Annotated in this window: 7 protein-coding genes and 1 tRNA gene; 3 read left to right on the plus strand and 5 right to left on the minus strand. The window is 68.1% G+C overall.

What is annotated here, in order from left to right; genetic code table 11:
- Positions 1-179: 179 nt before the first annotated feature.
- A complete protein-coding gene (locus ACSVDD_RS07630; RefSeq protein ID WP_448188732.1) occupies positions 180-1,067 on the minus strand; it encodes an N-formylglutamate amidohydrolase in 888 nt (295 codons plus the stop codon).
- A 204-nt stretch (positions 1,068-1,271) separates the two neighbouring features.
- Here ACSVDD_RS07630 and ACSVDD_RS07635 point away from each other — a divergent pair.
- The 3 genes from ACSVDD_RS07635 (at position 1,272) to ACSVDD_RS07645 (ending at position 2,663) form a co-directional block, all read left to right on the plus strand.
- Positions 1,272-1,346, plus strand: a tRNA-Val gene (locus ACSVDD_RS07635).
- Between the two features lie 335 nt (positions 1,347-1,681).
- Positions 1,682-1,951: a hypothetical protein gene (locus tag ACSVDD_RS07640; RefSeq protein ID WP_448188733.1), complete on the plus strand. Its 270-nt coding sequence runs from the start codon at positions 1,682-1,684 to the stop codon at positions 1,949-1,951.
- A 340-nt stretch (positions 1,952-2,291) separates the two neighbouring features.
- Positions 2,292-2,663, plus strand: a complete 372-nt coding sequence (locus ACSVDD_RS07645) for a hypothetical protein (protein WP_448188734.1) — start codon at positions 2,292-2,294, stop codon at positions 2,661-2,663.
- 204 nt (positions 2,664-2,867) lie between these two features.
- Here the strand turns inward: ACSVDD_RS07645 and ACSVDD_RS07650 are convergent, their stop codons facing one another.
- From ACSVDD_RS07650 to ACSVDD_RS07665, 4 genes are read right to left on the minus strand one after another with little or no spacing between them, the layout of a single operon-like run.
- Positions 2,868-4,967 carry a site-2 protease family protein gene (locus ACSVDD_RS07650; RefSeq protein WP_448188735.1) on the minus strand — a complete coding sequence of 700 codons (2,100 nt, stop codon included), beginning with the start codon at positions 4,965-4,967 and terminating at the stop codon, positions 2,868-2,870.
- Between the two features lies 1 nt (position 4,968).
- The gene (locus tag ACSVDD_RS07655; RefSeq protein WP_448188736.1) at positions 4,969-6,315 is read right to left on the minus strand and encodes an efflux RND transporter periplasmic adaptor subunit; all 1,347 of its coding nucleotides are present in this window, start codon (positions 6,313-6,315) and stop codon (positions 4,969-4,971) included.
- 9 nt (positions 6,316-6,324) lie between these two features.
- Positions 6,325-7,071, minus strand: a complete 747-nt coding sequence (locus ACSVDD_RS07660; protein ID WP_448188737.1) for an efflux RND transporter periplasmic adaptor subunit — start codon at positions 7,069-7,071, stop codon at positions 6,325-6,327.
- Positions 7,068-8,702, minus strand: a complete 1,635-nt coding sequence (locus ACSVDD_RS07665) for a TolC family protein (protein WP_448188738.1) — start codon at positions 8,700-8,702, stop codon at positions 7,068-7,070. Before ACSVDD_RS07665 ends, ACSVDD_RS07660 begins: the two co-directional genes overlap by 4 nt.
- Between the last annotated feature and the right edge of the window lie 262 nt (positions 8,703-8,964).

Consider the following 8,964-nt stretch of genomic DNA (forward strand, 5'->3'; position numbering starts at 1 on the left):
GTAAATTTTTTTCCCCTTGATCATTTCTGGAATCGGTCTCATATTGTGCAGTGCGGCATCGGTCGTGTTTCGACGGGATCGGTGGCGTAACGCACTTCTTGGGCGTTTCCTCCCTAGACTCGGGCCGCGGGGTTTTCCCCGCGGCCTTTTTTCTTGTCCGAACGGGGGAGGGGCGGGAATCAGCGCCGGCGCAGCGCGTTGCCGTCGATCCGGCCCAGCGTGGTGAGCAGTTCCGCCATGTGCTCCGCCAGCACGTTGAGGAAGGGCAGGCGGTCGAGGGTGGCCTCGTCCATGTAGAGGTCACGGTTGATCTCGATCTGCAAGGCGTGCACGCCGGTGCGTGGCCGGCCGTAGTGGCGGGTGGTGAAGCCGCCGGCGTAGGGGGCGTTGCGGTTGACCGTGTAGCCTTTGGAGCGCAGCAGCCGTTCGGCGGTGTCGATGACGACGGGCGCGCAGGCGCTGCCGAAGCAATCGCCCAGCACGAGATCGACCCGTCGCCCGTCGCGGTCCCGCTCGGCCGAGCCGGCCGAGGGCATGGAGTGGCTGTCGATGAGGATGCAGTGGCCGAATCGCGCGGCGGTCGTCTCGATCAGTTCCTTCAGGGCGCCGTGGTAGGGGTGGTAGAAGCGGGCGACGCGCTGCACGGCGTCGGTGAATCGCAGCTTGCCGCGATAGATCTCCTCGCCGTTGGCGACGACGCGGGCGATGGTGCCCAGCCCGGCGGCCACGCGTGGTGAGCGGGTGTTGACGTAGGCCGGCAGGCGGTCGGCGAACATCTCCGGGTCGAGTTCGTACGCCTCGCGGTTGGCGTCGAGGAAGGCGCGCGGGAACAGGGCGCGCAGCAGCGGTGCTCCGAGTTGCGGGGCTGTGGCGAAGATCTCGTCGACGAAGGCGTCCTCGGATTTGCGCAAAGTCCGCCCGTCCAGCCGCGCGGCGGCCAGGAAGTCGGGCGGGTAGAGCCGGCCGCTGTGCGGCGAGGCGACCACCAGGGGCAGGGTCTGCTCCTGTGGGGCCTGAACGTCGTACACACGGTCCAGGGCGGCGTCGGCGTCGAAATGCGCATCCATGAGCATAGTGATGTAATGGACCGGCGGGCCGCTGTCACGCCGCGCCGTGGCCTGCCAAGCGACAACAGCGGCGAGGCTGTGGTGGTCCGTGGCGGGGCGCTGGGAAACGCGCTTCGAAAAAAAGTGAACGTGAGGGTTGCCTCGTCCAATGGATGATGCTAAACCCCGCGCCACCGCAGGCCGGACACGGTCGAACAGTCGGATGGGCGCGTAGCTCAGCGGGAGAGCACTACGTTGACATCGTAGGGGTCACAGGTTCAATCCCTGTCGCGCCCACCATCCTGAAGGCCGCTAACCTCAACGGGTTAGCGGCCTTCGCCATGTCTGGGGTGGCTTCTCCGGCGAGCCGGGGAAGCAGGAGGGAAGCGGCGGGTCTGAGTTCGCACGACGCCACACCGGGGCTGGAGCGACGACCTGCTGTGAGCCGAGGTTAACCACCGCCATCGTTCAACCGCCCACCAGTCACTCTGTGTGACTCGTCGCGTGCCCGCTGGTGCGGTATTGCTCAGGGGGCTGGCTGAGCCGGTGCTGCGCTTAAGAGGGGCTTGCGGGGCATAGGGAGAAGGCGCCACGCCGGTGTTGCGCCGCGGGTCCGGGTATGAGTCAACATCTCCATGACGCGCCCCGACCTGTCCCGCCTGAGTTCAAAAGAGAAGAACGCGCTGACCCTGGCGCTGCTGGAGCGTGTCGCGGCGCTCGAAGCGACGCTGAACCAGTCACCCAAGACGCCTCGGCACAAGCGCAAGGGTCCCGGGGGCGCGAGGTGGCCGCCAATGCTGACCATGTCGTGGACTGCCACGTTCGGGCTGGGCATCAGCGAGGGCACCATCGCCAACGCGCTGCGCCGGGCCGAGACCGCCCGCTGGAACGGACCGAGACGATGATCGTGGGGCGGCTGACCACGGCGGAGCAGGGAACCCGCCTGGGCTGGGAATGAGTGCTGGTCAGCAACACTGCCATCTTGCACCGTATGCCCCTCGCTGCGGCAAGGTCGAAAGTCGACGAAGGAAACCTCCCGATCACCCCTTGGTAGTCAGCGGGGCAGGGGCAATAACACCATTGCCGCCATAAGGGAGTTCTGGAAACCATGCCTAAATTGCGGGTGATCGTCTGAGGGTGTGCTCCGAAAACCTGCCGAAGCATTGGCGGCGCAGAGGACACGGCCACGCTCATCGGTAACTGCCTGAGCCTCAAACCGGTTATTCGACAAAAAAGGAGATAACCATGTTTGCTCGCTCAATGCGCATCGTTTGCGCGGCCGCTCTGCTGTCCGGTCCCGTGGGCGCCCAGGGTTACACCCCTTACGACACCTACCGGGATGCCTATGGCGGCCCGCATTACACAGGCAATCTCACCCCGGCACCGGATGACCGGACGGTCCTCGGGCCGACCGTCGCCGCGGGTGATCCATTCCTGACCCGCACCCGTCCGGCGCGCGGCTGGGGTGAGATCGAGGACCTCGGTGCTGGATTCTGGGAGCACCAAGCCGATCGTATCCGCCAACGGCAGCAGGATGCCGATGAGGCGGATGCCCGGCGGCGGCTGAACGATATGCGCGGCCAGAGCGGATTTGGCACGCCGCATCGCCCGAACTGAACAGCAGCCCTTCCAGGCTCTTCAGCAGCGTCTCGCTCCTCCGTCGCCTGCCGCGCCAGGACGGCGGCGCTGCCCGGCAGGCCTCACTCTTGATCAGCGGCAGGGCAGGGGCGATCTCGTGTCTTTCCTGCCTCGGTGAAACACCCCGGCGGCTGGCCGAAGGAAATCGACGGCCTGACGAGGCGTCGTCAAAGCCTGACGCAGCTATAGCCCGCTCTCGCGGATCAGCACGCCGACGGCGGTTCGCCAGAGCCTCATGGCGAAGCTCTCCTCAGCGCCGTCCAGCAGCACCGTGCCGCGCTCCACCCGCGCCGGGGCCTGCAACGGCGCATCGGGGCGCAGCAGCACGCGGTACACCGGCGCCTCCGGGATCAGCGTGTGGTCCCGCCCCTGGTGAACCGGCACGTTGCCGCCGTGCACGGAGGCGAGATACGGTTCGGGCAGCACGCGGCTGCTTGCCGTGGCGATGGACATGACCGTTGCCGTCACCCAGCTCCGGCCGGCGTCGGTGAGGAAGCGTCCGGTGGTGCCGACCTCCACCCGGTACAAATCCTCCTCCGGAATGTAAGCCTCGATCACGCTGGAGGCCGGGTCGATCAATGTCGCCAGCCGCGTGCTCTCGCGGAGCCATTCGCCGGTAGCCAGCGGATCGGCCATGTCCACCACCACGCCCTCGGCAGGGGCGGTCACGTCGAGGCGGGCGATCTCCATGTCCAGCGCGGCGGCCTCGGCCTGGGCGGCCTCCAGCTCGCGCCACGTCGCCTGGGTGTGCTCCATCAGGTCGCGGCTCAGGCTCTGCACCTGCGCCCGCTCGCGCAGCATTTCCACCTTGCGGCGCGCCTGGGCGAGGTCGTGGGCGAGGTCGGGCGAGTCCAGCCGGAACAGCACGTCCCCCTTGTCAATTGGCGCCCCCGGCGTCACGCGCACTTCGGCCAGCCGCGCGCCCTTCGGCACGAACAGCTGGGTCTGCTGCGCCGCCTTCAGCACCGCGGGCGCCGACACGGTCCCATGCCAGGGCACCAGCACCAGGATGAGGCCCGCCAGGACAAAGCCGGCGGTGACCAGCGCATGGCGGTTGGGCCGCAGGCGGTCCCGGCGCTTCAGCCAGTCCCGCAGTTCGCTGGTGATGGGCTTGACGATGAACCATCCGACCTCGACCGCCATCAGGAACAGCCCCAGAAGTTTGAAGAACACGTGGTAGACGAGCAGCGCGATGCCGAGGAACAGGAGGAACCGGTACACCCACGTGGCGTACGCGTAGACCAGCAGGATGCGCCGGGTCCGCGGCGCGAACACTTCCGGCGGCGGGTCGCCGAAACCGAACAGCCACTCCCGCAGCCGCCAGCGGGCGAGCGCGAAGGCGCGGTCTTGCAGGTTCGGCACGTCCAGCGCGTCGGACAGCAGGAAGTACCCGTCGAATCGCATCAGCGGGTTCAGGTTGACAGCGAGCGTCAGGACCCAGGTCGAGCTGGCCAGCAGGAAGGCGGCACTGCGCAGCGGTCCGTCCGGCAGGAAGCTCCAGGCCAGCGTGGCGTAGGCCGCCAGGACCAGCTCTGCCACCAGCCCGGCCATGCCGATGGCGAGCCGCTGCCGGCGCGAGGACAGCTTCCACGCCTCGCTGACGTCGGTGTAGAGCACCGGCCACATGACCAGGAACACCAAGCCCATGCTGGGCACCCGGCAGCCGAACCGCCGCGCCGTGTAGGCATGCCCCAACTCGTGCAGCACCTTGGCGCCGGTCAGCGCAATAGCGGCCAGCGCCGCGCCCTCCAGCGTGAAGAAGTGCAGGAAGGTGGCCTGGAACGTGTCCCACTGGCGCAGCACCAGATGCCCGCCGGCCAGCGCCACCAGCAGCGTCAGCGCCAGGAAGGCGGGGGTGTAGAGCAGGTTGACCAGCGGCAGCGTGGCGGTCAGGAACCGGTCCGGCCGCACCAGTGGAATGCGGATCGACAGATAGGTCTTCAGCAGCCACATCAGCCAGTGCGGCCGGTGCGCCGCCGCAAGCGTCTTCAGCCGCCCGAGCGCTTCCTCGCCCGTCGCCTGCAACAGACCCTGCGACCACAGGAAACGGGCGAACGCCTCGACTTGGGCGGCGGTGGCGGGGATGGTGGTCTCGGTGGCGACAGCGGCGGCCACCGTGTCCACGGTGCCATGGTGCCAGCGCGAGAGCATCTCCAGTTCCACCCAGCCGATGCGGAAGAAGCGGTGGGCGGCGGGGTCGTGCAGCGTCCAGCTCGGCGCGCCGTCGGCGGTGCGCGGGCCGGCGTGCAGCGACAACTCTTCGCGCAACGGCGGCAGCCGCATGCTACACGCCCAGCCGCTGCCGGAGCGCCGCCAGCGGCCGGTGCAGCAGCGCGAGGCCGAGCGTGCTGTCCTGGCCGTACAGCTTGGCGATCCCCTTCAAGCCGATGCGGGGCTGCGGGGCTCCTGGGTCGAACTCGGCCTTCAGGCGGTAGGCCAGCACGCCCTCGGGCGTGGTGTCGGCCTGATAGCCGGCGAAGGACAGCTTTGCCGGAATCGGGCGCTGCGGATCGACGTTGAGGAACAGCCGCACGTCCGACCCGGTGGCCAGCGCGATGGCATCGGCGACCGGCAGGCGGATCTCCAGTTCGGTTTCCTGCGGGTCGGCGACGGTCAGGATACGCTCGCCGATGGTGACGGGCTTGCCGATCCAGTCGTTGACGTCGTCGAAGATGGCGATGCCGGCGCGCGGCGCGCGGATCTCGACGCGCGACAGCAGCTCCTTCACGTAGGTCACCTCGGCCGCCTGCTGGTCGATGCGGCCCTTGAGCATGGCGAGGTTCGCCTTGCTGCGGGGATCGAACAGCGCCTGCTGGGAGGCTTGGCGGTGCTCGGCCTCGGCCACCTCCAGCGCCTTGCGGGCGACCTCAAGCCGGTTCTGCAAGCGCGTGCGGTCGAGCACCAGCAGGACTTGTCCCTCGGCAACGGCCTGGTTGGGCGTCACCTCGAAGCGGTCGACCACACCGTCGATGGGTGCCCGCACCAGGGTCGGCGCGCGGGCGATGACCTCCGCCGGGGCGAGCGCTGACTGCGGCATCGGGAACGCCAGCGCCCCGACCGCCAGCGCCAGCGCCGCCGCCATCAGCACGGCCCGGCCGCGCTTCTTCGGCAGGCGCCAGCCGCCGCGGCGCCGCTCCAGGGCGCTCCAGGCGTGGCCGTAGGCGTCGGCGACGTAGCCCAGCACGTGGGCCTCCGCGGCCCCCCACGGCTCCTCGCGGGCGAGGAGCAGCGCTCCGCTCTCCCCCAGCGGCAGCCACAGCCCGTGCGGCGGCAGCCAATCGGCCCAATCGCGGGCAAGCTCCGGCGGCAGGTCGGCGGCGGCCAGCGGCACCGCACCCCCGCCACCGTGCGCCGCCTGCGCCCAGGCCAGCGCGCGGGTCAGCCACAGCACGTAGGGCGCGTTGCGGTCGACCAAAGGCACGCCCGACAGCGCGGCGATGCGCCCATCGCGGCTCCACAGCACCGCTTGCCGGTAGCGCACCAGACCCAGCGTCTCGTTGACCGCCAGGAAGCCGAGTTCCTCCACCGTCGCGGCGGCGCGCGCCCGGCGTTCGATCTGGAGCAGCGCGGTCAGGACGCGAAGCTGGCGGGTCTCGGCGGGAGCGGCGTCGACGGTCGCGGGGGTTGCCATGGCGGCCTTTTAATTGGGTGGCTCGAAGGTGGCGTTGCCGCTCATGCCGGCGAGCAGTTCGGGAAAGCTGCCGGCGATGGTGCCGAAGATCTTGATGGATTGGCTGACCGGATCGATGCGGGCGGCCAGCCGTACCACCTTGGCCGGGTATTGCCGGCCGGTCTCGTCCAGGTGCAGGACGAACGGCGTGCCGGGCTTCAGCCAGGGCAGCCAGCGCGACGGCACCGCCAACTCGACCTCCAACTCCCGGTCGTCGAGGATTTCCAGCAATTCGTGGCCTTCGCCGACGAACTGGTGGCGCTTCACCTTCAAATCGACGACGCGGCCGGCGAACGGCGCCGGGACGGCGCAATGCTCGACGAAGCTGCGCATCATGGCGACTTCGGCCTCGGCGGCGGCGAGCTGGGCAATGGAATTCTCCATCTCCAGCGCGCTGTTGGAGCCGAGCTTGTCCAGCCGCGAATGCACCTGATACGTCTTGCGCGCGCCCTGGGCCTGGGCCTGCGCCTTGTCGAGCCGCGCCTTGTGCAGCGTGCAGTCGAGCACGACGAGCTTCTGCCCCTCGGTGAAGCGGTCGCCCTCGCGCACCGTCAGGTCGCCGATCTTGCCGGGGATCTCGGTCGAGAGCGTGGTGATGCGCACCGGGCTGAGCTGGGCGCGGATCTCCGCGGGCGCGTCGGTCTGGGCGAGCGCCGGCCCGGCCAGCACCCCGATCAATACGGCCCAGGCCGCAGGCCCGATGCGGTGGCGCTTCATGACGTCGGTTCACCGACAACGAGGGCATTCGCCGGGGGCTCGGTCGCCGGGGCGGCGGCGACCGGCGCGGGTGCTTCCACGGGGGGCTCCTCGTAATGGAGGCGGCCGGCCTGCCAGTCCTCGGCCACCTTGGCGAGGCCGGCGGTCAGGTCCTTGATGCCGTGGCTTTCCACCGTCTCCGGCAGGGCGTCGAGGCCGAGCGAGACGTACATGCTCGACATCGCGTTCTGGAGTTCGGCATAGGCGCGGTCGCGCGACAGCTGGGCGTTGACCGCCGACGCCTTGCTGCGGATGCGCTCCAGCGCCGATTCCGCATCGGCGGTGGCGGCCTGCTGGACGTTTTCGTTGATGCGCCGCTCGATGGCCTCCAGCACGCGCGCCTGCTCGAAGCCGGTCTTGCCGCGCACGTACTGCTGGTAGGCGACGTGCACCTGCGTCAGCGTCGCCACGCTGAGCGCCATGCGTCGGAAGTCGCCGGCCTCCTCCTGCGCCTCGGCGGCGCGGATGCTGGCCGGGCCGGCGAAGAGGTTCACCAGATTGTAGCTCAGCCGCGCCCCCGCCTCGGCCCACATGTTGTGGATGAGGAAGGAGTTGCTGTCGTAATTGTACGAGGTGTTCAGGCTGATGCCCGGCAGCATGCGCAGCATGGCCTTGTGCACCTCGGCCAGATTGACGCGCTTCTGGTACTGCTCCTCGCGCATTTCCGGGCGGTTGAGGAGCGCGATGGTTTCCATCTTCTCGATCGGAATGGCGATGTCGGGGATCGTCTGCGCGAAGCCCTCCGGCAGGGCCAGCGTGAAGGGCTGGCCGAGCGGGATGTTCATCAGCGCGGCCAGTTGCGCCTTGGAGATGGACAGATCCTGCTGCACCGTCTCCAGCTGCCGGATGATCTCGATCAGCGCCTTCTGGAAGCGCAACGACTCCAGCGGCGGCTTCAGCCGCTCCTCCTCGACCTGCTTGGAATCCGCCAGCGCCTTGCGCGCCTCGACCAGGATCGGCTCGATCTCGCCTTGCAGGCGTTCGGCGCCGGCGGCCAGCCAGAAGGCCGAGCGCACTTGCTGGATGATCGAGTTGGAGAGCCGCCGACGGCGCTCCTGCGCGATCAGCACGCGGTTCGCCTGCTGCTTGGCCTGATAGTAACTGACGCCGAAGTCCAGCAGGCTCCAGGTCAGCCCGAGGTCCGTGGTGTAGCGGATCCGGTCCTGGCTGATCGCCGGCTCGACGGAAGTGAAGTTGGTGATGGTGTTGCGGCTCAGCGATTCGTTCGGCTTGTCGCGCGTGGCGTAACCGGCGCCGGCCGCCAGCTTCGGCAGCATGTCGTAGTTGGAGACGTCGAGCTGACGGACCTGAAGCACCTGCTCCATCAGGGCCTGTCGCGCGTCCAAGTTGTATTTGATAGCTCGCGCCATGGCCTCGGGCAGCGAGATGGGGCCGGTTACCGGCTCCTGCTCGGCGTAGAGGCGCGTCCGGTCAGTCTGCACCTGGGCGAATCGCTCCTGCAATGTCAACGGTTCCGGCTCGATGGCACACCCCGCCCCCATCAGCCCGACCGCCGCCAGCAGAGCCAAGCGCGACACTCCCCGCCCAAGCCGGCGGCCATACCCCTGAATGCGCACGTCAGCCCCAACCATCCACCCAGCCCCTTCCTTCGCGTTCTAATCTTTGTCCGATGAGTAGACTAGCTGTTGAAAAATTCAAGTGTTTCTGCCAGCTTTGAACCATATTGTTCCCGTTGTTACAGGTGTCGACGTTAAATGCGCACGGATATTCTGGTTAATAAGTCGTATACGATGTCGCATTTTGTTTCATTCGATCGTAATGGGACTCATCGTGTTTGGTTTGTGCGGCCTTGTCTCTTGAGCGCACGGTATGGCTGTTAAGGAAGGCAGGCGA

The sequence above is a fragment of the Azospirillum terrae genome (genome assembly GCF_053470425.1).